The sequence below is a fragment of the Streptomyces sp. NPDC001406 genome (genome assembly GCF_042895285.1).
Lineage (GTDB): Bacteria > Actinomycetota > Actinomycetes > Streptomycetales > Streptomycetaceae > Streptomyces.
Genome location: NZ_JBIAWG010000003.1, coordinates 277462 through 299065, shown reverse-complemented (window position 1 = coordinate 299065; position 21604 = coordinate 277462). Strand labels below are relative to the sequence as shown.

Here is a 21604-nt window from a genome sequence, read left to right as displayed (position 1 = left end):
CTGCCCAGTCCGGTCGGGGACTGCGGGCAGGCGCCGTCAGTGTTCCGCACGCCGTTGTACGGGACGTTTTCGAGGTGCCGTCAGACCATCAGCGAGCGGTCCGTCGGGCGGATCGGCGCCGGCAGGTCGCTGGCACCGGTCAGGAAGCGGTCGACGCCCCGGGCGGCCGAGCGGCCCTCCGCGATCGCCCAGACGATGAGCGACTGGCCGCGGCCGGCGTCACCGGCGACGAACACACCCGGCACATTGGTCTGGAAGTCGGCGTCACGGGCGACGTTGCCGCGCTCGTCCAGGTTCAGGCCGAACTGCTCGACCAGGCCGTTGTCCCGGTCGGTGCCGGTGAAGCCCATGGCGAGGGTGACCAGCTGGGCCGGGATCTTGCGCTCCGTGCCCGGCTTCTGGGTCAGCCTGCCCTCGACGAACTCGACCTCGACCAGGTGCAGCCACTGGACGTTGCCGTCCTCGTCGCCCTCGAAGTGGGTGGTCGAGACGGAGTAGACCCGCTCGCCGCCCTCCTCGTGGGCGCTGGTCACCTTGTAGAGCATCGGGAAGGTCGGCCAGGGCTGGGCGACCGGGTTCCGCTCCTCGCCCGGGCGGGGCATGATCTCCAACTGCGTGACGGAGGCCGCGCCCTGGCGGTGGGCGGTGCCCACGCAGTCGGCGCCGGTGTCGCCACCGCCGATGACCACCACGTGCTTGCCCGCCGCCGAGACCGGAGTGGTGACGTAGTCGCCCTCCTGGACCTTGTTGGCCAGCGGCAGGTACTCCATGGCCTGGTAGACGCCGTTGAGTTCGCGGCCGGGGACCGGGAGGTCACGGGCGGTCGTGGCGCCGGCGGCGATGACGACCGCGTCGTACCGCTTCTTCAGGTCGGTCGCCTTGAGGTCGCGGCCGATCTCGATGCCGGTGCGGAAGCGGGTGCCCTCCGCGCGCATCTGCTCGATACGGCGGTTGATGTGCCGCTTCTCCATCTTGAACTCGGGGATGCCGTAACGGAGGAGGCCTCCGATGCGGTCCGCGCGCTCGTAGACGGCGACCGTGTGGCCGGCCCGGGTGAGCTGCTGGGCGGCAGCCAGGCCCGCCGGGCCCGAGCCGATGACCGCGACGGTCTTGCCGGACAGCCGCTCGGGCGCCTGCGGGGCGACGTCACCGGTCTCCCACGCCTTGTCGATGATCGAGACCTCGACGTTCTTGATGGTGACCGGCAGCTGGTTGATGCCCAGCACACACGCCGACTCGCAGGGAGCGGGGCACAGCCGGCCCGTGAACTCCGGGAAGTTGTTCGTCGCGTGCAGCCGCTCGGAGGCGGCTGCCCAGTCCTCGCGGAAGGCGTAGTCGTTCCACTCGGGGATCAGGTTCCCCAGCGGACAGCCGTTGTGGCAGAACGGGATGCCGCAGTCCATGCACCGGCTGGCCTGCTTGCCGATGATCGGCAGCAGGGAGCCCGGAACGTAGACCTCGTTCCAGTCCTTGACGCGCTCGCTGACGGGACGGGTCTTGGCGACCTCACGGCCGTGGTTCAGGAAGCCCTTCGGGTCAGCCATTGATCGCCGCCTCCATCATCTTCTCGTGGGTCTCGGTCTCGGAGAGACCGGCTCGCTCGGCGGCGTCCTTGGCGGCGAGCACTGCCTTGTAGGTGCTGGGGATGATCTTGCTGAAGCGCTCCACGGCGGAGTCCCACTCGGCGAGCAGCTTCTCGGCGACCGTGGAACCGGTCTCCTCGTGGTGGCGGCGCACCACCTCGTGCAGCCACTGCTTGTCCGCGTCGTCCAGCGCCTCGACCGCGCCGAGGTTGCCGGCGTTGACGTTGTCGCGGTCGAGGTCGATCACGTACGCGACGCCACCGGACATACCGGCCGCGAAGTTGCGGCCCGTCTCACCGAGGACCACCGCGTGGCCGCCGGTCATGTACTCGCAGCCGTGGTCGCCCACGCCCTCCGAGACCACCAGCGCGCCGGAGTTGCGGACGCAGAACCGCTCGCCCGTACGACCGCGCAGATACAGCTCACCGCCGGTCGCGCCGTACGCGATGGTGTTGCCCGCGATCGTCGAGTACTCGGCGAGGTGGTCGGCGGCCCGGTCCGGGCGGACGATCACACGGCCGCCGGAGAGGCCCTTGCCGACGTAGTCGTTGGCGTCGCCCTCCAGGCGCAGCGTGATGCCGCGCGGCAGGAAGGCGCCGAAGGACTGGCCCGCCGAACCCGTGAAGGTGATGTCGATGGTGTCGTCGGGCAGACCCGCGCCGCCGAACTTCTTCGTCACCTCGTGGCCGAGCATGGTGCCGACCGTGCGGTTGATGTTGCGGATCTGGACCTGGGCGCGCACCGGCTGGGCGTCGGTGGCGCTGGACGCGGCCAGGGCGTCGGCGGCGAGCTTGATCAGCTCGTTGTCCAGGGCCTTCGCCAGGCCGTGATCCTGCTCGACGATCCGGTGCCGCACCGCGCCCGCGGGCAGCTCGGGCACGTGGAACAGCGGCGCCAGGTCCAGGCCCTGTGCCTTCCAGTGGTCGACGGCACGGGTGACGTCGAGCGCCTCGGCGTGGCCGACGGCCTCCTCGATGGAGCGGAAGCCCAGCTCGGCGAGGATCTCGCGGACCTCCTCGGCGATGAACTGGAAGAAGTTCACCACGTACTCGGCCTTGCCGGTGAAGCGCTCGCGCAGCACCGGGTTCTGGGTGGCGACGCCGACCGGGCAGGTGTCCAGGTGGCAGACGCGCATCATGATGCAGCCGGAGACGACGAGCGGAGCGGTCGCGAAACCGAACTCCTCGGCGCCGAGCAGCGCGGCGATGACGACGTCACGGCCGGTCTTCAGCTGGCCGTCGGTCTGTACGACGATGCGGTCGCGCAGGCCGTTGAGCAGCAGGGTCTGCTGGGTCTCGGCGAGGCCGAGCTCCCAGGGACCGCCGGCGTGCTTCAGCGACGTCAGAGGCGAGGCGCCCGTACCGCCGTCGTGGCCGGAGATCAGGACCACGTCCGCGTGCGCCTTGGACACACCGGCCGCGACCGTGCCGACGCCGACCTCGGAGACCAGCTTCACGTGAATGCGCGCCTGCGGGTTCGCGTTCTTCAGGTCGTGGATCAGCTGGGCCAGGTCCTCGATCGAGTAGATGTCGTGGTGCGGTGGCGGGGAGATCAGACCGACACCCGGGGTCGAGTGTCGGGTCTTGGCCACCCACGGGTAGACCTTGTGGCCGGGCAGCTGGCCGCCCTCGCCGGGCTTGGCGCCCTGGGCCATCTTGATCTGGATGTCGTCCGCGTTGACCAGGTACTCGGAGGTGACACCGAAGCGGCCGGAGGCGACCTGCTTGATGCTGGACCGGCGCGCCGGGTCGTACAGACGCTCCGGGTCCTCGCCGCCCTCACCGGTGTTGGACTTGCCGCCCAGCTGGTTCATGGCGATGGCGAGGGTCTCGTGCGCCTCCTTGGAGATGGAGCCGTACGACATGGCGCCGGTGGAGAAGCGCTTGACGATCTCGCTGACCGGCTCGACCTCGTCGATGGAGATCGGCTGCCGGTCGGACACGAAGCCGAACAGACCGCGCAGCGTCATCAGGCGCTCGGACTGCTCGTTCACCCGGTCCGTGTACTTCTTGAAGATGTCGTAGCGGGCGGTGCGCGTCGAGTGCTGGAGGCGGAAGACCGTCTCCGGGTCGAACAGGTGCGGCTCGCCCTCGCGGCGCCACTGGTACTCGCCGCCGATCTCCAGCGCGCGGTGGGCCGGGGCGATGCCCGAGGCCGGGTACGCCTTGGCGTGGCGGGCGGCGACCTCCTTGGCGATGACGTCGATGCCGACGCCGCCGATCTTGGTGGCCGTGCCGTTGAAGTACTTCTCGACGAAGGCCTCGTCGAGGCCGACGCCCTCGAAGACCTGGGCGCCGCGGTACGAGGCGACGGTCGAGATGCCCATCTTGGACATGACCTTCAGGACGCCCTTGCCGAGGGCGTAGATCAGGTTGCGGATGGCCTGCTCGGACTCGATGTCCGACAGGAACGTCCCCGCGCGGACCAGGTCCTCGACCGACTCCATCGCCAGGTACGGGTTGACGGCCGCGGCGCCGTAGCCGATGAGCAGGGCGACATGGTGGACCTCGCGGACGTCACCGGCCTCGACCAGCAGGCCCACGTGGGTGCGCTGCTTGGTGCGGATGAGGTGGTGGTGGACGGCCGCGGTGAGCAGCAGCGAGGGGATCGGCGCGTGCTCGGCGTCCGAGTGACGGTCCGACAGGACGATCAGACGGGCGCCGTTCTCGATGGCGGCGTCGGCCTCGGCGCAGATCTCCTCGATGCGCGCGGCGAGGGCGTCACCGCCGCCGCCGACCCGGAACAGGCCGGAGAGGGTCGCGGCCTTGAAGCCGGGCATGTCGCCGTCGGCGTTGATGTGGATGAGCTTGGCCAGCTCGTCGTTGTCAATGACCGGGAAGGGCAGCGTGACGCTGCGGCAGGAAGCGGCCGTCGGCTCCAGGATGTTGCCCTCGGGGCCCAGGGAGGAGCGCAGCGAGGTGACCAGCTCCTCGCGGATGGCGTCCAGCGGCGGGTTGGTGACCTGCGCGAACAGCTGGGTGAAGTAGTCGAAGAGCAGCCGCGGGCGCTCGGAGAGGGCCGCGATCGGGGAGTCCGTGCCCATCGAACCGATCGGCTCGGCGGCGGCCTTGGCCATCGGCGCCAGGATGACGCGCAGCTCCTCCTCGGTGTAACCGAAGGTCTGCTGGCGGCGGGTGACCGAGGCGTGGGTGTGGACGATGTGCTCGCGCTCGGGCAGGTCGCCCAACTCGATCTCACCGGCCTCCAGCCACTCGGCGTAGGGGTGTTCGGCGGCGAGGGTCGCCTTGATCTCGTCGTCCTCGATGATGCGGTGCTCGGCGGTGTCGACGAGGAACATCCGGCCGGGCTGCAGCCGGCCCTTGCGGACGACCTTGGCGGGGTCGATGTCGAGGACGCCGACCTCGGAGCCGAGGACGACGAGGCCCTCGTCGGTGACCCAGTAGCGGCCGGGGCGCAGGCCGTTGCGGTCGAGCACGGCGCCGACCTGGGTGCCGTCGGTGAAGGTGACACAGGCCGGGCCGTCCCAGGGCTCCATCATCGTGGAGTGGTACTGGTAGAAGGCGCGCCGGGCCGGGTCCATGGACTCGTGGTTCTCCCACGCCTCCGGGATCATCATCAGCACGGAGTGGGGCAGCGAACGGCCGCCCAGATGCAGGAGTTCGAGCACCTCGTCGAACGAGGCCGAGTCGGAGGCGTCCGGCGTGCAGACCGGGAAGACCCGCTCGATGTCGCGCTCGCCGAACAGGTCCGAGACCAGCTGGGACTCGCGGGCGCGCATCCAGTTGCGGTTGCCCTTGACGGTGTTGATCTCACCGTTGTGCGCGACGAAGCGGTACGGGTGCGCCAGCGGCCACGACGGGAAGGTGTTCGTGGAGAAGCGCGAGTGGACGAGCGCGACGGCCGACGCGAAGCGGCGGTCGGACAGGTCCGGGAAGAAGGGCTCCAGCTGACCGGTGGTCAGCATGCCCTTGTAGACGATCGTCCGCGCGGACAGCGACGGGAAGTAGACACCGGCCTCGCGCTCGGCGCGCTTGCGCAGCACGAAGGCCTTGCGGTCCAGCGCGATGCCCTCGCTGGCGCCGTCGGTGACGAAGATCTGCCGGAAGGCCGGCATGGTCGAACGGGCGGTGGCGCCGAGCAGTTCGGGCGCGACCGGGACCTCACGCCAGCCGAGGACCGTCAGGCCCTCCTCGCCGGCGATCGTCTCAATGCGTGAGACGGCGTCCTGGGCGCCCTCCTCCGGCAGGAAGGCGATGCCGACGGCGTAGGAGCCCGCCGGGGGGAGTTCGAATCCGGCCACCTCACGGAAGAAGGCGTCCGGCACCTGCGAGAGGATGCCCGCGCCGTCGCCGGAGTCGGGCTCGGAGCCGGTGGCGCCGCGGTGCTCCAGGTTGCGCAGAACCGTGAGTGCCTGCTCGACCAGCGCGTGGCTCGCCTCGCCCGTGAGGGTGGCCACGAAGCCGACGCCACAGGCGTCGCGCTCGTTGCGGGGGTCGTACATACCCTGCGCAGCAGGGCGAGCATCCATGAACGACCAGTTCTGGCCATTCTCGGAATGCTGGGACGGCTGGCGCGGCGTACGCATCGGCTCTCCCGTCGTCGTCATGTGGCATGTGCTGGTGCCGAGGGACGACGTTGGCCCTCTGCGAAGTGCGAAATTTCGTGCAGGTTACATGATGGAGTGGTGCTCGGGAACCGGATACTCCGTTCCAACATGCGGACGCCAGGGGGTGCGGCGGGGGTGCCGCGCACGGGCGGCAGAAGTGTGTGGGGACCGAACGGACAGGATCGATCAGATCGGCGTCGTACGGCCCGAAGGGCGGCGGGGGAAGCGTCGTCGCCCCTCCCGCGGGTGCGCGGCAGGCGTCATTGCCCGCAGCGCTTACGGCTCATGCCCATTGGTTAAGCATTCGAAACCAGCGAGTAACGGCTACTTATGCGGCCCAACGCATAGGTAGCGGTCGGCCTATCCTACGGCCGTTCCGAACAGGCTGCCCAGGGCGTACGTCACACCGGCCGCGGCACCGCCGAGCGCGAGCTGCCGCAGCCCGCTGTACCACCAGCTGCGCGCCGTCACCTTGGCCACCACGGCACCGCAGCCGAACAGCCCGGCGAGCGCCAGCAGCAAGGCGGGCCACAGGGCGGTCGCGCCCAGCAGATACGGCAGCACAGGCAGCAGGGCGCCCAGCGCGAAGGAGCCGAACGACGACACGGCCGCGACCAGCGGCGACGGCAGCTCGCCGGGGTCGATGCCCAGCTCCTCGCGGGCGTGTATCTCCAGGGCCTGCTCGGGGTCCTTGGACAGTTGCCGGGCCACCTCACGGGCCAGCGCCGGTTCGACGCCACGGGCCTCGTACAGGGCGGCCAGCTCCTCCTGCTCGTCCTCCGGGTGCTTGCGCAGCTCCCGCCGCTCGACGTCGAGCTCCGCCTCGACGAGCTCACGCTGCGAGGCGACGGAGGTGTACTCGCCGGCCGCCATCGAGAAGGCACCGGCGGCAAGACCGGCGAGGCCGGTGATGACAATGGTCTGATGACCCACGGAGCCGCCCGCGACACCAGTCAGCAGGGCGAGGTTGGAGACCAGGCCGTCCATGGCACCGAAGACGGCGGGGCGCAGCCAGCCGCCGTTCACATCCCGGTGCGTGTGGTTGTCGCGGTGCGCCACGTGCAGCGACGCCTCGGTGTCGATGATGGCCATACGGGGTCCCCCAATGAGCTTAGGCAAAGCTAACTTTTAGACTGGTTCTACTTTTCGATAGCGCTGAACCTACGCCTCCCATTGCCATTCCGCCAGCAAGGAAAGGCTGGGCTAACCTGCGGCTTTACCTCGAAACGCTCATCCGAGTTGACGTATGCACATATGTCGACCGGGTGATGCTGGGGCTCAAGAGGCTCAGATGAGCCGCTCAGGTGGCAGACATCCCCGCATGGCATCCATCGCCTGCATTCCCCCGGTCCCGGCGCCGGGGGGCGCCGCCGAACTCCGCGAACGGGCGCGCGGCGCGCTGCTCGGCCTGGCGGTCGGGGACGCGCTCGGCGCCCCGGCGGAGAACATGAAGCCCTCCGAGATCCGCGCCCGCTGGGGCCGTATCACCGGATACGTCGCCGAGAAGCCGTCCGGCACGGACGACACCGAGTACGCGATCTTCTCGGGTCTGCTGCTCGCCCGGCACGGCTCCGCGCTCACCCCGGCCCATGTCGAGGCGGCCTGGCACCAGTGGATCGCCGACCGCGACGAGGGCCCCTTCCGCGGCGCGGGCTTCAGCGAGCGCGGCACCCTGGAGAACCTCCGGCGGGGCCTGGCCGCGCCCATCTCGGCCCAGCACCGCCACGCCTGGAGCGACGGCCTCGCGATGCGGGCGGCCCCCTTCGGGGTGTTCGCGGCGGGCCGCCCCGCCGAGGCCGCCCGCCTGGTGGCGATCGACGGCTCGGTCAGCCACGACGGCGAGGGCATCTACGGCGGCCAGGCGGTGGCGGCCGGGGTAGCGGCGGCGATGGCGGGAGCCCCGCCGAGCGTGGTCGTCGCCTCCGCCCTGGCGGTCGTCCCCGACGACTCGTGGACGGCCCGTTCACTGCGCCGGGCGGTGGCGGCGGCCCACCGCGGGGAACGGGCGGTCCGCTCCGCCGTGGTCGTCGGCGGCTATCCCTGGACCGACCTGGCCCCCGAGGCGGTGGCCCTGGCCTTCGGGGCGTACGCGGCGGCCGACGGCGACTTCCGGGAGGCCGTTCTCACCGCGGTGAACATGGGCCGCGACGCCGACACCACGGCCGCGGTGGCGGGCGCCCTGGCCGGCGCGACCCAGGGCGTGGCCGCGATCCCGGCCGACTGGGCCGCGGCGATCGGCCCGGCCCGCGGCAGCTGCCTGCCCTCCATGGCGGGCCACCACGTGCTGGACGTGGCGGAGCTGCTGGTGCCGGGCGAGGGCGGCAAGTGGGGCGCGGACGTGGTCGTACCGGACTACCTGCCGGGTGTGGTGCGCGATTACCTGCCGGGGGTGGTGCGGGATCACGTGCCGGAAGCGGTGCGGGATCAACTGCCGGGGGTGGTGCGGGATCACCCGCCGGGAGTGCTGCCGGCCGGCGTCAATGAGGTCCTGCCGTGAGCCGCCGTGTCGAAGGCCTGCTGCTGGGCCTGGCCGCGGGCGACGCCGCCGGCTGGCCCGCCGCCCGGCACCGGGCCGCGCGGATGCCCGAGTGGACCCGGCGCCTGACCCGCGAGCTGGACACCTTCGCCGAGCAGAACGCGACCACGACCCTGCCCGTCCCCATCGCGCTCAACCAGCCCCCCGAGCCGCTCCGCCTCGGCCCCTCCGACGACGCCGAGTGGGCGGTGTTCGCGGCGGAGGCGGTCCTGCGGGCCGGGGACGACACCGTGCTCGGGGACCTCAGCCGGGAGCGCCGGACCCGGGCCGCCATCGACCTCACCTGGAGCGCCGTCGCCTCCGAGGTGGCGGCGGCCGCCGACCGCGCCCCCGAGGTCGAATCGGCGGTACTGCCCCTGCGCGCCCGCATCTCGGTGCGCGCCGGACTCGGCAACCTCGCCGCCGGCCTGCGCCCGCCCGCCACCGGCCACGACAACCCCCACTACTTCGACGACGCGGCCTGTGTACGCGCCTGTGTCCTGGCTGTGGCCCACCCCGGCGACCCCCGCAGCGCCGCCGACCTCGCCGAGTTCGACGCCCGCTACACCCAGGACGGCGACGGGGTGCACGGCGCCCGGGCGATGGCGGCGGCACTCGCGCTGGCCCTCACCGGGGCGGACGCCGACGCGTGTGTGACGGCCGCGCTCGCCGAGCTGCCCCAGGAGACGGAGATCGGCCGCAACGCCCGGCAGGCACTGGCCCTCGCGCGGGAGACGGACACCGCCTTCGCCCTCATCCCACTCCTCGAACATCAGATCGTCGACCACGTCTACAGCTATGGCATCGCCGCCGCCGAGACGGTCCCGGTCGCCCTCGCCCTGGCCACGGCGGCGCACGGCCGGATCGCCGAGGCCGTCCCCGCCGCGGCCTGTCTCTCCCGGGTCGCCGACTCGGCGCCCGCCCTCGCCGGTGCGCTGACCGGCGCCCTGGAGGGCGGCGAGTCGATCCCGCCCGCCTGGCGGGAGGCCTGCCGCACTCTCCCCGGCTGCACACTCCCCCGTCTCACCGGCACCGACCTGGTGGAACTCGCCGAACTCCTGGAAGCGGCACAACCGGCCCGACCAGGAGGATGATTCGGGGCATGACGCCCAAAGGAGAAGAAAACAGCGGGCCGGGTCTGGAAGAACGGATCACCGGGGCACTCGTCGGAGCCGCCGTCGGCGACGCCCTCGGCGGGCCCGTCGAGGGCTACTCCCCCGACCAGATCCTCGAACGCCACGGCGGCCGCGTCACCGGCGTCGTCGGCCCCTGGAACGGCGACGCCTGGCGTACCGCCCGCCCCATCGCCCCGTACCACAAGGGCGACGGCCACGTCACCGACGACACCTTGATGACGCATGCGCTGGTCCGGGTGTACGCGGCGGTGCGTGACCATCTCGACGCGTACGCGATCGCCGACCACCTGGTCCCGGACCTCATGACGAACCCGCGCTGGATCCCCGAGCTGGAGGCCGAGGCACTTTTGCTCCAGCGCCTCTTCCTCGCGGAGAAATGGCTGGTGGCGAGGCTGGCGTACGGTCATGTGGACCCCCGCGAGGCCGGTACGGGCAACATCGTCAACTGCGGCGCGGCGATGTACATGGCCCCCGTCGGGCTGGTCAACGCCGCCAACCCCGCCGCCGCGTACGCCGAGGCCCTGGACGTCGCGGGCGCACACCAGTCGTCGTACGGCCGTGAGGCGGCGGGCGTCTTCGCGGCGGCGGTCGCGGCCGCGTGCGCGCCGGGTGGGACACCGGAGTCGGTGGTGGCGGCCTGTCTGTCGCTGGCGAAGGACGGCACTCGGGAGGCGATCGAGCGCGTCTGCGAAGTGGCCGCTGCGCACCGGGACTTCGAGTCGGCGCTGGTCCCGCTCCGGGAGGCGGTGGCGCCCTACGACACGGTCGGCCCCGACTACCGCGCACCCTCCCTGGCGGCCCGCCGCCCCTCCCGCCTCCACTCCATCGAGGAACTCCCCATCGCCCTGGGCATGCTGGTCGTCTCCGGCGGCGACCACCGCCGGGCGGTCCTGGGCGCGGTCAACTACGGCCGGGACTGCGACTCGATCGCGACGATGGCGGGGGCGCTGGCCGGGGCCCTGGGCTCACCGGTCCCGGACGACTGGTCGAAGACGGTCGCCGAGGCCAGCCGCCTGGACCTGTGGGGACCCGCGCGGACGCTCATCGAGGTGACCCGCGAGATCTTCGAGCGGGACGTACGGCGTCGGCGAGCGCACGAGCGCGCGATCGCCGAGCTCGGGGGCCCGCGTTGCTCCGGCTGACCTGGGTCCAGCCGGAGGACCTGATCGGCCACGAACTCCGCCAGGCAAGCCAGGACGGCCGCGAGCCCTGGGCAATCGCGGCGCGGTGGAGAGCGGCGGGAGGCACGGAGGCTCCGGCGCGGGCGGGCGCTTCGACGGGGCGGGCGTCGCGGTACCTGCGGTTGCTGGCCGAAGACCTCTTGGACGAACTCGCCGACTTGCCAAGCAAGCTGGCGGACGAGGAACCGACGGACCTCACAAAGATCAAGGTCCGCTGCCCAGCTTGGCCCGCCCCGTCTGCGGGCAGTCGTGCCGCTGGGGCGATGGGGGTCCCCCCTGTTCGAGCGCAGCCGAGAACTTGGGGGAGGGTGGGCGCAGGCGGCACCCCGCAAACGCGGGCGAGCGCACCCACCCCCACGCCGACCCCCACCCCGCCCGGCCTCGAAGCCGCCTGGCTGGGCCGAGCCGCAGGATGCCTCCTCGGCAAACCCGTCGAAAAGCTCCCGCTGCACGCCATCCGCGAACTCGCCCGCGCCACCGGCAACTGGCCCCTGACCACCTGGTTCACCGCAAAGGGCGTCCCCGAGGACCTCCTCGCCACCCACCCCTGGAACCGCCGCTCGGCCCCCACCTCCCTCGCCGAGAACATCGACGGAATGCCCGAGGACGACGACCTCAACTACCCCCTCCTCAACCTCCTCCTGCTCCGCCGCCACGGCAGGACCTTCACCACCACGGACGTGGCCCGGCTCTGGCTCGACGAACTCCCCGCCGGCCGCACCTTCACCGCCGAGCGCATCGCCTACCGCAACCTCCTCACGGGCGTCGAACCCCCGCACACCGCCCGCCATCGCAACCCCTTCCGCGAGTGGATCGGCGCCCTGATCCGCGCGGACGTGCACGGCTGGACCAACCCGGGAGACCCGGCGGCCGCCGCCGAACAGGCCCACCGCGACGCCACCCTCACCCACACCGCCAACGGCGTGTACGCGGCGATGTTCATCGCGGCCGTCATCGCCACCGCGGCCACCGGCGCCCATGACATCCACACCTGCCTGCGCACCGGCCGCACGGTGATCCCGCCCCGCTCCCGGCTGGCCACGGCAATCGACCACGCCATCGAACTGGCCGAGTCCCACGAGGACTTCGACGCCGTCGTGGACGGACTCCACGCCGTCCACTCCCCCGTCCACCACTGGGTCCACGCCGTCCCCAACACCGCCCTGATCGCCGCCGCCCTCACCCACGCGGACGGCGACTTCACCGGCTCCATCTGCCGGGCGGTGTCGGGCGGCTGGGACACCGACTCCAACGGCGCCACGGCGGGGAGCATCGCCGGTCTCCTCGCCGGGAGCCCCACCGCCCTCCCCGACCGCTGGACGACGCCCCTGAAGAACCGGCTCGCCACGTCCGTCGCCGACTTCGACGGCACCGGTTTCGACACCCTCGCCCACCTCACCCACCTGGAGGCGACCCGCCCATGACCCATATCGCCGTACTCGGCAGCTTGAACATGGATCTCGTCGCGTACGTCGAGAAGGCCCCGCAGCCAGGAGAGACCGTCACGGGACGGGAGTTCCGTACGATCCCCGGCGGCAAGGGCGCCAACCAGGCGATCGCCGCGGCCCGCGCGGGCGCCACCGTCTCGATGATCGGCGCGGTCGGCAACGACATCTTCGGCACCCGGCTGCGCGACACCCTGGAGCACTCCGGCGTGGACACCGACGACCTGCGCACGATGGAGGGCTCGTCCGGCACCGCGCACATCGTGGTGGACGACGAGGGCGGCAACTCGATCGTGGTGGTCCCGGGCGCGAACGGCACCGTGGACCATCTCTCCCCCGGCGACGAGGGCGTGATCGCCTCCGCCGACGCGCTGCTCCTGCAACTGGAGATCCCCATGGCGGCGGTGCTCGCGGGCGCGGAGGCGGCCCGCAGACACGGCGTCCGTACGATCCTCACCCCCGCCCCCGCCCAGCCGCTGCCGGACGGCCTCCTCGCCGCCACCGATCTGCTGGTCCCCAACGAGCACGAGGCGACCGCCCTCACCGGACGGCCCGACCCGCGCGAGGCGGCCGACGTCCTGCTCGACCGGGTGCCGGAGGTGGTCGTCACCCTCGGCGCGGCCGGCTGCCTGTACCTGACCCGGGGGGCCGAACCGCTCGTGGTTCCCGCCCCGAGGGTGACCGCCGTGGACTCGACGGGCGCGGGCGACACCTTCGTCGGCGCCCTCGCGGTGGCGCTCGGCGAGGAGCGGCCGATCCGGGAGGCGCTGAAGTGGGCCGCCGCGGCGGCCGCCGTCTCCGTCCAGCGGGAGGGGGCGTCGACGTCGATGCCGTACCGCCCGGAGATCGAGGCGCAGTACACCGCATGAACACCTCCACCCAACCCCTGACCGGCCTGCGCGTCCTCGATCTCGCCACCCTCTTCGCCGGCCCCCTCTGCGCCACCCTGCTCGGTGACTTCGGCGCCGAGGTGATCAAGGTCGAGCATCCCGCCAAGCCCGATCCCTGCCGGGGCCACGGTCCCTCGAAGCAGGGCGTCGGCCTGTGGTGGAAGCTGCTCGGCCGCAACAAGCGCACCATCACCCTCGACCTGTCCAGGCCCGGCGGCCGCGCCACCCTGCTGCGACTCGCGGCCACCGCCGATGTGATCGTCGAGAACTTCCGCCCCGGCACCCTGGAGAAGTGGGACCTGGGCTGGGCGGAGCTGTCGGCCGCCAACCCGCGGCTGGTCCTCGCCCGGGTCACCGCCTTCGGCCAGTTCGGTCCCTACGCGCACCGCCCCGGCTTCGGGACCCTGGCCGAGGCGATGAGCGGCTTCGCCGCGATCACCGGCGAGCCGGACGCACCCCCGACGCTCCCGCCCTTCGGCCTCGCCGACTCCATCGCGGGCCTGGCCACGGCGTACGCGGTGATGACGGCACTCGCGGCCCGGGAGCGCACCGGCGCGGGCCAGGTCGTCGACATGGCGATCATCGAGCCGATCCTGACCGTGCTCGGCCCGCAGCCCGTCTGGTACGACCAGCTGGGCCACATCCAGCCGCGCACCGGCAACCGCTCCCAGAACAACGCCCCGCGCAACACCTACCGCACGGCGGACGGCACCTGGGTCGCGGTCTCCACGTCCGCCCAGTCGATCGCCGAACGCGTGATGCATCTGGTCGGCCGTCCGGAGCTGATCGACGAGCCGTGGTTCGCGACGGGCGCCGAACGGGCCGCGCACGCCGACGTCCTCGACCAGGCGGTCGGCGCCTGGATCGCCGGCCGCACCCGGGACGAGGTCCTGGCGGCCTTCGAGAAGGCGGAGGCCGCCGCGGCGCCGATCCAGGACGTGCGGGACGTGATGGCGGACCCGCAGTACCAGGCCCTGGACACCATCACCGCCGTCGACGACCCGGAGCTGGGCCTCCTGCGCATGCAGAACGTCCTCTTCCGGCTCTCCGCCACCCCCGGCGCGATCCGCTGGGCGGGCCGCCCGCACGGCGCGGACACGGAGGCGGTCCTGACCGAGCTGGGCCTCACCCCGGCGGAACTCGGCTCGCTGCGCGCGGAGGGCGCCCTGTGACCCCCTTCCCGCTCACCTGGCTGTACGTCCCGGGCGACCGTCCGCACGTCGTGGCCAAGGCGCTGGCCTGCGGCGCGGACGTGGTGGTGATCGACCTGGAGGACGCGGTCGCCCCGGACCGCAAGGTGTACGCCCGCGAGGCGACCGCCGACCTGCTGTCCGAACCCCGGCCTGCCCGGGTCCACGTCCGGGTCAACGCCCTGGAGGCGCCGTGGGCGGCCGCCGACCTGCGCGCGGTGACCGCGCTTCCGGGCGTGTCCGGGCTACGGCTCCCGAAGGTGACGTACGCCGAGGAGGTGGTGCGGGTCGCGGAGGGCACCGGGCTCCCCGTCTACGCCCTCCTGGAGACGGCCCTGGGCATCGAGCACGCCTATGCCATCGCCTCCGCCCACCCGTCCCTGCGGGGCGTCTCCCTCGGCGAGGCGGATCTACGGGCCGACCTGGGCGTACGCGAGGACGCGGGGCTGGACTGGTGCCGTTCCCGGGTCGTGGTCGCGGCGCGGGCGGCGGGGCTGGCCCCGCCGCCCCAGTCGGTGCACCCCGACATCCGCGATCTGGCGGGACTGGCCGCCTCCTGCGCCCACGGCCGCTCCCTGGGCTTCCTCGGCCGGGCCGCCATCCACCCCCGTCAGCTCCCGGTCATCGAGCGGGCGTATCTGCCCACGGAGGAGGAGATCGAACAGGCCGAGACGATCGTCAAGGCCGCGACGGAGGAGCAGGGCGCGCTGGCGCTGCCGGACGGCAGATTCGTCGACGCGGCGGTGGTGGCCGCGGCACAGCGCACGCTGTCGCTGGCCCACAGACCCTGAGATACGACGGGGGCGCCCGGATCGATCCGGGCGCCCCCGTCGTCATAGGTCGTCACACGACGTCGTACGGCCGAAGGTGTCAGCTCTTCTTCGACGCCGACTCGGCCTCGTCCTTCGTCTCCTCGGCTTCCGCATCCTCGGCGGACCCGGTGGCGTCCGTCTCGGCCTCCGCCTCCGTCTCGGCCCCGGCCTCGGCTTCCGGCTTGTCCGCGGACTTGTCCTCGGGCTCCGCCGTACCATCCTCCGCGGCCTCGCCCTCGGCGACGCCGGGCTCGACCACGGCCTCGCGTCCCGGCCGCTTCTTCGACGACACCACGATGTAGACCACCGCGAGCAGGAACACGATCATCGCGGTCCAGTCGTTGAGGCGGAGGCCCAGGATGTGGTGGGCGTCGTCGACGCGCATGTACTCGATCCAGCCGCGGCCCACGCAGTACGCGGCGACGTACAGGGCGAACGCCCGGCCGTGACCCAGCTTGAAGCGGCGGTCGGCCCAGATGACCAGGAGGGCGACGCCGATGCACCACAGGGACTCGTACAGGAACGTCGGGTGGTAGTAGCCCGGCACCCGGCCGCCCTCGGAGGAGGTGATGTGCAGCGCCCACGGAACGTGCGTCTCGCGGCCGTACAGCTCCTGGTTGAACCAGTTGCCCCAGCGGCCGATGGCCTGCGCCAGGGCGATGCCGGGGGCGATGGCGTCGGCGTAGGCGGGCAGCGGGATGCCCCGGCGCCGGCAGCCGATCCACGCGCCGACCGCGCCGAGGGCGATCGCGCCCCAGATACCGAGGCCGCCCTCCCACACCTTGAAGGCGTCCACCCAGTCGCGGCCCTCGCTGAAGTACAGCTCGTAGTCCGTGATCACGTGGTAGAGCCGGCCGCCGACCAGGCCGAAGGGCACGGCCCAGACCGCGATGTCGGCCACCGTGCCGGACCGGCCGCCGCGGGCGATCCAGCGCTTGTTGCCGAGCCAGACGGCTACGAAGACGCCGATGATGATGCAGAACGCATAGCCGCGCAGCGGAATCGGGCCGAGGTACAGGACCCCGCGCGACGGGCTGGGAATGTAGGCAAGTTCCATGGCAAGGTCGACGCTACCGTGCCGGGCCCGGCACACGGCAGGCAGCCCGGCTACGGGTCCATAACGGGGGTGTGAGAAACGCTTACCCCTGGTTGGCCGCCTCCACCATCTCCTTCAGCTTCTGCGGGGTCATCGTCCGGTCCTGGTAGATGTTCTTGCCGTCGAGCAGGACGGTCGGCGTGCCGCTGAAGTTGCCCGCCTTGAAGGCCGCCTGCGACTTGTCCACCCAGCTGTCGTGCTTCCCGTCGTTGACACAGGCCCGGAAGGCCGGGGTGTCGAGGCCCTGGACCTTGCCCGCCGACTCGAGCAGCTTGGCGTTGTCCGCGAAGGCGTCGTCCGTCTCCTTGGGCTGGTTCGCATAGAGGACGTCGTGGTAGTCGCGGAACTTTCCGGCGTCCTGGGCGCAGGCCGCCGCGTTGGCCGCGCGCAGCGAGCCGGTGCCGCCGAGGTTGCCGTCGATCAGTCTGACCAGGTGGTACTCGACTCTGAGTTTTCCGGCGTCGGCGAGCTCGTGGAGCGTCGGGCGGTAGGCCGCCTCGAAGGCCTGGCAGGCCGGGCAGCGGAAGTCCTCCCACACCGTGAGCGTCGACTTGGCCCCGTCCTTGCCGACCGGGATCGCGAGGCTGTCCTTGCCCTGCGCGCCCGAGGGCGCCACCACCGGGCCCGAGCTCTGGCTACCCTTGTTCTTGCCGGCGTTCGCGGCGATCACGCCGATCACCGCCGCGAGGCCGAGGACGCAGAGGACGCTCGCGCCCACGATCAGCGCACGGCGTCGCTTCTCCGCGGCCTTCTGCTTCTCGCGCTCGACCGCAATCCGCTCCCGGGCGGTGCGCTTTCCGTCACGGTTCTTCTCGCTCACACCCCCAGAACGAACCGGGGAGGCGCAGCGCGCCTCCCCGGTCCCAGGTCCACCCGTTCGAGTGACCGAATATTCCGTTATGACTGACGGCTGGTCCGTCGTGCCGGACGGCTAGGCCTGGCCGCGCACGCCCTTGGCCAGCTCACCGACCAGTTCGCGGACCGCTTCGAGACCGGCCGCGTCGTCCGGCGCGTCCAGCATCCGCTTCACGAACGCCGAGCCGACGATCACCCCGTCGGCGAAGCCGGCCACCTCGGCGGCCTGGGCACGGTTGGAGACGCCGAGCCCGACACAGACCGGCAGGCCGGTGCCGGTGTCCCGGGTGCGCCGCACCAGGTCCTGCGCCTGCGCGCCGACCGACTCACGGGTGCCGGTGACACCCATCAGGGATGCGGCGTAGACGAAGCCGCTGCCCACCGCGGTGATCTGGGCGAGCCGCTCGTCCTTGCTGCTGGGGGCGACCACGAAGACCGTCGCGAGCCCGTGCTTGTCGGCGTGCTCCCGCCACAGCGCCGACTCCTGGACCGGCAGGTCGGGCAGGATGCAGCCGGCCCCGCCCGCCTCGGCCAGCTCGGCGGTGAAGCGCTCGACGCCGTAGCGGTCGATGGGGTTCCAGTACGTCATCACGAGCACCGGCTTCCCGGTGGCCGCGTGGGCCTCGCGGACCGTGCGCATGACGTCCGCGATCTTCACACCGCCCCGCAGGGCGATGTCGTCGGCGGTCTGGATGACCGGACCGTCCAGCACGGGGTCGCTGTGCGGCAGCCCGACCTCGACGACGTCGGCGCCGCCGTCGAGGACGGCCTTGATCGCCTCGATGCCGCCGTCCACGGACGGGAACCCGGCCGGGAGGTAGGCGATGAGCGCGGACCGTCCCTCGGCCTTCGCGGCCGCGAGGGTGTCGGTCAACAAGTTGATGTTCCCGCTCACTTGGCGTCCCCCTCGATCTCGGCGGTTTCGCTGTCGGCGTCGGCGGCGACCTCCGCGTCCACACCGCTGTCGTACAGACCGAAGTAGCGGGCGGCCGTGTCCATGTCCTTGTCGCCGCGGCCGGACAGGTTGATCACGATCAGCCCGTCCCTGCCCAGCTCCTTGCCGACCTCCAGGGCTCCGGCGAGGGCATGGGCGCTCTCGATGGCCGGGATGATGCCCTCCGTGCGCGACAGCAGGCGCAGCGCCTGCATGGCCGCGTCGTCGGTGACCGCGCGGTACTCGCCGCGGCCGCTGTCCTTGAGGTAGGAGTGCTCGGGCCCGATGCCCGGGTAGTCCAGACCGGCCGAGATCGAGTACGGCTCGGTGATCTGGCCCTCCTCGTCCTGCAGGACGTAGGACCGGGAGCCGTGCAGGATGCCGGGCTCGCCCGCGGTGAGGGTCGCCGCGTGCTCACCGGTCTCGACGCCGTGCCCGGCCGGCTCGCAGCCGATCAGGCGGACGGACGTGTCCGGGATGAAGGCGTGGAAGAGGCCGATGGCGTTGGAGCCGCCGCCGACACAGGCGACGGCCGCGTCGGGCAGGCGCCCGGCGCGCTCCAGGAGCTGACGGCGGGCCTCCACACCGATCACCCGGTGGAAGTCGCGGACCATGGCCGGGAAGGGGTGCGGACCGGCGACGGTGCCGAAGAGGTAGTGGGTGTGGTCGACGTTGGCGACCCAGTCCCGGAAGGCCTCGTTGATGGCGTCCTTCAGGGTACGGCTGCCGGACTTCACGGCGACGACCTCGGCACCGAGCATGCGCATGCGGGCCACGTTGAGGGCCTGGCGCTGGGTGTCGATCTCGCCCATGTAGACGGTGCATTCGAGGCCGAACAGCGCGCAGGCGGTGGCGGTGGCGACGCCGTGCTGGCCGGCGCCCGTCTCCGCGATGACGCGCGTCTTGCCCATCCGCTTGGTGAGCAGGGCCTGGCCGAGCACGTTGTTGATCTTGTGGGACCCGGTGTGGTTGAGATCCTCGCGCTTGAGGAACACCCGGGCGCCACCGGCGTGTTCGGCGAACCGCGGCACCTCGGTGAGGGCGCTGGGCCGGCCGGTGTAGTTGACGAGCAGGTCGTCGAGCTCGCGGGCGAACTCGGGGTCGGCCTTCGCCTTGTCGTACTCGACGGCGACCTCGTCGACGGCGGCGACGAGCGCCTCCGGGATGAACTTGCCGCCGTACGCGCCGAAGTAGCCTTCGGCGCTGGGGACTTGACCCTCGGGGTCGGGGATGAAGAACTCGCTGGGCATGCGGAAACCTCACGGTGAGTTGTGGAAAGTCACTAATCGCCGTGGGGGCGGGGATTTCAGTCGGCTGCGGGCCCGTTGTGGGTGCGCGCGCAGTTCCCCGCGCCCCTGTAGGTCGGCTGCTGCCATCGCATGCCGTTCACCTGCCCGGGTTCGTCACCGATGACGTACCGCACCCGGCGCCCGTGCACCCGGCGGGCGGGCGCGCGGCAGCCGCGGGGCCGGCAGCCGCGCGCGAGGCGGGCGTACGGGTCCCGGGGCATCGGGGTGATCGGAAGCGTCATCGGGGCCAGCCTACCGGGAGTTCAGCTCCGGCCGTGCCGCAGTGCGGGGTGCTCGCCCGCGGCGACCAGGTCGGCCACGGCCGCCTTCGGGTCGCGCCCGGTGACGAGGGACTCGCCGACCAGGACGGCGTCGGCGCCCGCGTTGGCGTAGGCGATCAGGTCGTGCGGGCCGCGGACGCCGGACTCGGCGACCTTGACGATGCCGTCCGGGATCTCCGGCGCGACCCGCTCGAAGGTGCCACGGTCGACCTCCAGCGTCTTCAGGTTGCGGGCGTTGACGCCGATCACCTTGGCGCCCGCGTCCACCGCGCGTTCGACCTCGTCCTCGTCGTGCACCTCGACGAGGGGGGTGAGGCCGATGGAGACGGCACGCTCGATCAGCGACTCGAGGGCCGGCTGGTCGAGGGCCGCGACGATCAGCAGCGCGAGGTCGGCACCGTAGGCGCGGGCCTCCCACAGCTGGTACGACGTGACGATGAAGTCCTTGCGCAGGACCGGGATGTCCACGCGGGCGCGGACGGCCTCCAGGTCTGCCAGCGAGCCGCCGAAGCGGCGCTGCTCGGTCAGGACCGAGATGACGGCCGCGCCGCCTGCCTCGTAGTCCGCGGCGAGCCCGGCCGGATCGGCGATCGCGGCCAGCGCGCCCTTGGACGGGCTGGAACGCTTGACCTCGCAGATCACCTTGACGCCTTCGCCGCGCAGTGCGGCAACGCCGTCCTTGGCCGCGGGCGCCTTCGCCGCGCGCTCCTTGAGCTCGTCGAGGCTGACGCGCGCCTGCCGCTCCGCGAGGTCGGCACGGACTCCGTCGATGATCTCGTCGAGCACACTCACGCGAGCGGCCCCCTTCCGAACGATCGAAAAACCCATGGTCACTGCGATGGTATCCGGAGGACGGCGCAGGCCTCGCATCCGGATGACGTGCGGTCCCACTACCTGGACATTCGCCGGTCGATCAAGGATGGAGCCAGCCACCGAAGGGCAGGTTCCGGACAACCGTGAACGCCAGGACCAGCGCCCCCAGGCCCCACAGCGGCACCGGCCCGAGATCGATCCGCAGCGGCCGTCCGCGCACGGCCCGGACGACCCAGACGGTCCACAGCACCGCGAAGCCCGCATAGGCGGCCACGGCCATCGCGTTGTCCTGGAGCGCGGTGAGGAAGTCCCCGTGCACAAAGGCGTGGGCGCTGCGCAGACCGCCGCAGCCGGGGCAGTAGACGCCCGCGTAGCGCAGCAGCGGGCACACCGGGTAGTGGCCGGGTTCGTTGGGGTCGACGGCGCCGACGTAGGCGAAGGCCCCGACGACGGCCGCGAGGATCCCGGCGGGGACGGCCAGCCGTCCCGGCAGGGTGGCGGGCGGCCCGGTCCGCCGGTCGATGCCCGGGGCGCTGTGGCTGTCGGCGTTCACGCCTTGCATTGTGCCGCGCACGGGCCGCACGCGCGCGAGGGGCGGCCCGCACCTCGTCGGTGCGGGCCGCCCCTCGGGCAGGAACTGCTGGTCAGCCCTCGACGCCGGCCGGCTCGGGCGTCACGGCGGCCCGGGGCTGCGGCTGCGGCACCGCGTGGACGTCCTTCGGCTGGCCGAGGCCCATGGAGCGCATGACGGCGCCGACGACACCGCCGAGCGCCACCATCGCCATACCGGCCCAGAAGCCGAGCGGCTGGGCCATCACCATGAACGCGCCCGCGACGCAGAACCCGAAGAAGGCGATAGTGACACCGGTCCAGGCGGCCGGGGTGTGTCCGTGGCTGCTGCCCGCCATTGCTTGCTCCTCGTTGCTGGTTGCGTGCTCGTTTGCTTGGTGCATGTGAGCCGGACGCTCACGGCCCATTGTCCCGTACCCGGGTGGCCGCCGTGAGCTCGGGTGGCGT

18 protein-coding genes are annotated in these 21604 nt (G+C 72.0%); 7 read left to right on the top strand and 11 right to left on the bottom strand.

Features of this window, described 5'->3' with window-relative positions; genetic code table 11:
• Positions 1–80: 80 nt before the first annotated feature.
• The 3 genes from ACFY1J_RS08725 to ACFY1J_RS08715 form a co-directional block, all read right to left on the bottom strand.
• Positions 81–1544, bottom strand: a complete 1464-nt coding sequence (locus ACFY1J_RS08725) for a glutamate synthase subunit beta (protein WP_390730920.1) — start codon at positions 1542–1544, stop codon at positions 81–83.
• Entirely contained in the window at positions 1537–6129 is a 4593-nt protein-coding gene (gltB, locus tag ACFY1J_RS08720) for a glutamate synthase large subunit (RefSeq protein WP_390731023.1), read from the bottom strand. The genes ACFY1J_RS08725 and gltB overlap by 8 nt, the downstream gene beginning before the upstream one ends.
• A gap of 381 nt (positions 6130–6510) precedes the next feature.
• A complete protein-coding gene (locus ACFY1J_RS08715; protein WP_390709102.1) occupies positions 6511–7242 on the bottom strand; it encodes a VIT1/CCC1 transporter family protein in 732 nt (243 codons plus the stop codon).
• Positions 7243–7471: 229 nt separating this feature from the next.
• Here ACFY1J_RS08715 and ACFY1J_RS08710 point away from each other — a divergent pair, with 229 nt between their 5' ends.
• Genes ACFY1J_RS08710 through ACFY1J_RS08680 form a run of 7 tightly spaced genes read left to right on the top strand, consistent with a single transcriptional unit; the run spans position 7472 to position 15298 of the window.
• Positions 7472–8647, top strand: a complete 1176-nt coding sequence (locus ACFY1J_RS08710) for an ADP-ribosylglycohydrolase family protein (protein WP_390709103.1) — start codon at positions 7472–7474, stop codon at positions 8645–8647.
• Positions 8644–9759, top strand: coding sequence for an ADP-ribosylglycohydrolase family protein (locus ACFY1J_RS08705; RefSeq protein ID WP_390709104.1), 1116 nt, complete (start codon positions 8644–8646; stop codon positions 9757–9759). The genes ACFY1J_RS08710 and ACFY1J_RS08705 overlap by 4 nt, the downstream gene beginning before the upstream one ends.
• A gap of 8 nt (positions 9760–9767) precedes the next feature.
• Complete coding sequence (locus tag ACFY1J_RS08700) at positions 9768–10943, top strand: ADP-ribosylglycohydrolase family protein (protein WP_390730919.1); 1176 nt, start codon at positions 9768–9770, stop codon at positions 10941–10943.
• Complete coding sequence (locus tag ACFY1J_RS08695) at positions 10931–12406, top strand: ADP-ribosylglycohydrolase family protein (protein WP_390730918.1); 1476 nt, start codon at positions 10931–10933, stop codon at positions 12404–12406. The genes ACFY1J_RS08700 and ACFY1J_RS08695 overlap by 13 nt, the downstream gene beginning before the upstream one ends.
• The gene (rbsK, locus tag ACFY1J_RS08690) at positions 12403–13296 is read left to right on the top strand and encodes a ribokinase (protein WP_390730917.1); all 894 of its coding nucleotides are present in this window, start codon (positions 12403–12405) and stop codon (positions 13294–13296) included. The genes ACFY1J_RS08695 and rbsK overlap by 4 nt, the downstream gene beginning before the upstream one ends.
• On the top strand, positions 13293–14489 hold the full coding sequence (locus ACFY1J_RS08685; protein WP_390709108.1) for a CaiB/BaiF CoA transferase family protein: 1197 nt from the start codon (positions 13293–13295) through the stop codon (positions 14487–14489). Before rbsK ends, ACFY1J_RS08685 begins: the two co-directional genes overlap by 4 nt.
• On the top strand, positions 14486–15298 hold the full coding sequence (locus ACFY1J_RS08680; RefSeq protein ID WP_390709109.1) for an HpcH/HpaI aldolase/citrate lyase family protein: 813 nt from the start codon (positions 14486–14488) through the stop codon (positions 15296–15298). The genes ACFY1J_RS08685 and ACFY1J_RS08680 overlap by 4 nt, the downstream gene beginning before the upstream one ends.
• A gap of 79 nt (positions 15299–15377) precedes the next feature.
• On the opposite strand, the gene lgt is transcribed toward ACFY1J_RS08680, so the two are convergent.
• The 8 genes from lgt to ACFY1J_RS08640 form a co-directional block, all read right to left on the bottom strand.
• Positions 15378–16376, bottom strand: a complete 999-nt coding sequence (lgt, locus tag ACFY1J_RS08675; RefSeq protein ID WP_390709110.1) for a prolipoprotein diacylglyceryl transferase — start codon at positions 16374–16376, stop codon at positions 15378–15380.
• A gap of 82 nt (positions 16377–16458) precedes the next feature.
• On the bottom strand, positions 16459–17235 hold the full coding sequence (locus ACFY1J_RS08670) for a DsbA family protein (protein ID WP_390709111.1): 777 nt from the start codon (positions 17233–17235) through the stop codon (positions 16459–16461).
• 111 nt (positions 17236–17346) lie between these two features.
• Positions 17347–18165, bottom strand: a complete 819-nt coding sequence (gene trpA, locus ACFY1J_RS08665; RefSeq protein ID WP_390730916.1) for a tryptophan synthase subunit alpha — start codon at positions 18163–18165, stop codon at positions 17347–17349.
• Positions 18162–19454 carry a tryptophan synthase subunit beta gene (gene trpB, locus ACFY1J_RS08660; protein WP_390709113.1) on the bottom strand — a complete coding sequence of 431 codons (1293 nt, stop codon included), beginning with the start codon at positions 19452–19454 and terminating at the stop codon, positions 18162–18164. The genes trpA and trpB overlap by 4 nt, the downstream gene beginning before the upstream one ends.
• A gap of 56 nt (positions 19455–19510) precedes the next feature.
• Positions 19511–19735, bottom strand: a complete 225-nt coding sequence (gene trpM / locus ACFY1J_RS08655; protein ID WP_390709114.1) for a tryptophan biosynthesis modulator TrpM — start codon at positions 19733–19735, stop codon at positions 19511–19513.
• Between the two features lie 21 nt (positions 19736–19756).
• Positions 19757–20566: an indole-3-glycerol phosphate synthase TrpC gene (gene trpC, locus ACFY1J_RS08650; protein ID WP_390709115.1), complete on the bottom strand. Its 810-nt coding sequence runs from the start codon at positions 20564–20566 to the stop codon at positions 19757–19759.
• Positions 20567–20687: 121 nt separating this feature from the next.
• Complete coding sequence (locus ACFY1J_RS08645; protein WP_390709344.1) at positions 20688–21149, bottom strand: DUF2752 domain-containing protein; 462 nt, start codon at positions 21147–21149, stop codon at positions 20688–20690.
• A gap of 82 nt (positions 21150–21231) precedes the next feature.
• On the bottom strand, positions 21232–21495 hold the full coding sequence (locus ACFY1J_RS08640; RefSeq protein ID WP_390709116.1) for an HGxxPAAW family protein: 264 nt from the start codon (positions 21493–21495) through the stop codon (positions 21232–21234).
• Positions 21496–21604: the final 109 nt, after the last annotated feature.

Coding starts and splice junctions, on each gene's coding strand:
- ACFY1J_RS08725 (WP_390730920.1), bottom strand. CDS start 1,544: ATGGCTGACCCGAAGGGCTTCCTGAACCACGGCCGTGAGGTCGCCAAG.
- gltB (WP_390731023.1), bottom strand. CDS start 6,129: ATGCGTACGCCGCGCCAGCCGTCCCAGCATTCCGAGAATGGCCAGAAC.
- ACFY1J_RS08715 (WP_390709102.1), bottom strand. CDS start 7,242: ATGGCCATCATCGACACCGAGGCGTCGCTGCACGTGGCGCACCGCGAC.
- ACFY1J_RS08710 (WP_390709103.1), top strand. CDS start 7,472: ATGGCATCCATCGCCTGCATTCCCCCGGTCCCGGCGCCGGGGGGCGCC.
- ACFY1J_RS08700 (WP_390730919.1), top strand. CDS start 9,768: ATGACGCCCAAAGGAGAAGAAAACAGCGGGCCGGGTCTGGAAGAACGG.
- rbsK (WP_390730917.1), top strand. CDS start 12,403: ATGACCCATATCGCCGTACTCGGCAGCTTGAACATGGATCTCGTCGCG.
- ACFY1J_RS08685 (WP_390709108.1), top strand. CDS start 13,293: ATGAACACCTCCACCCAACCCCTGACCGGCCTGCGCGTCCTCGATCTC.
- lgt (WP_390709110.1), bottom strand. CDS start 16,376: ATGGAACTTGCCTACATTCCCAGCCCGTCGCGCGGGGTCCTGTACCTC.
- trpB (WP_390709113.1), bottom strand. CDS start 19,454: ATGCCCAGCGAGTTCTTCATCCCCGACCCCGAGGGTCAAGTCCCCAGC.
- trpM (WP_390709114.1), bottom strand. CDS start 19,735: ATGACGCTTCCGATCACCCCGATGCCCCGGGACCCGTACGCCCGCCTC.
- ACFY1J_RS08645 (WP_390709344.1), bottom strand. CDS start 21,149: ATGCAAGGCGTGAACGCCGACAGCCACAGCGCCCCGGGCATCGACCGG.
- ACFY1J_RS08640 (WP_390709116.1), bottom strand. CDS start 21,495: ATGGCGGGCAGCAGCCACGGACACACCCCGGCCGCCTGGACCGGTGTC.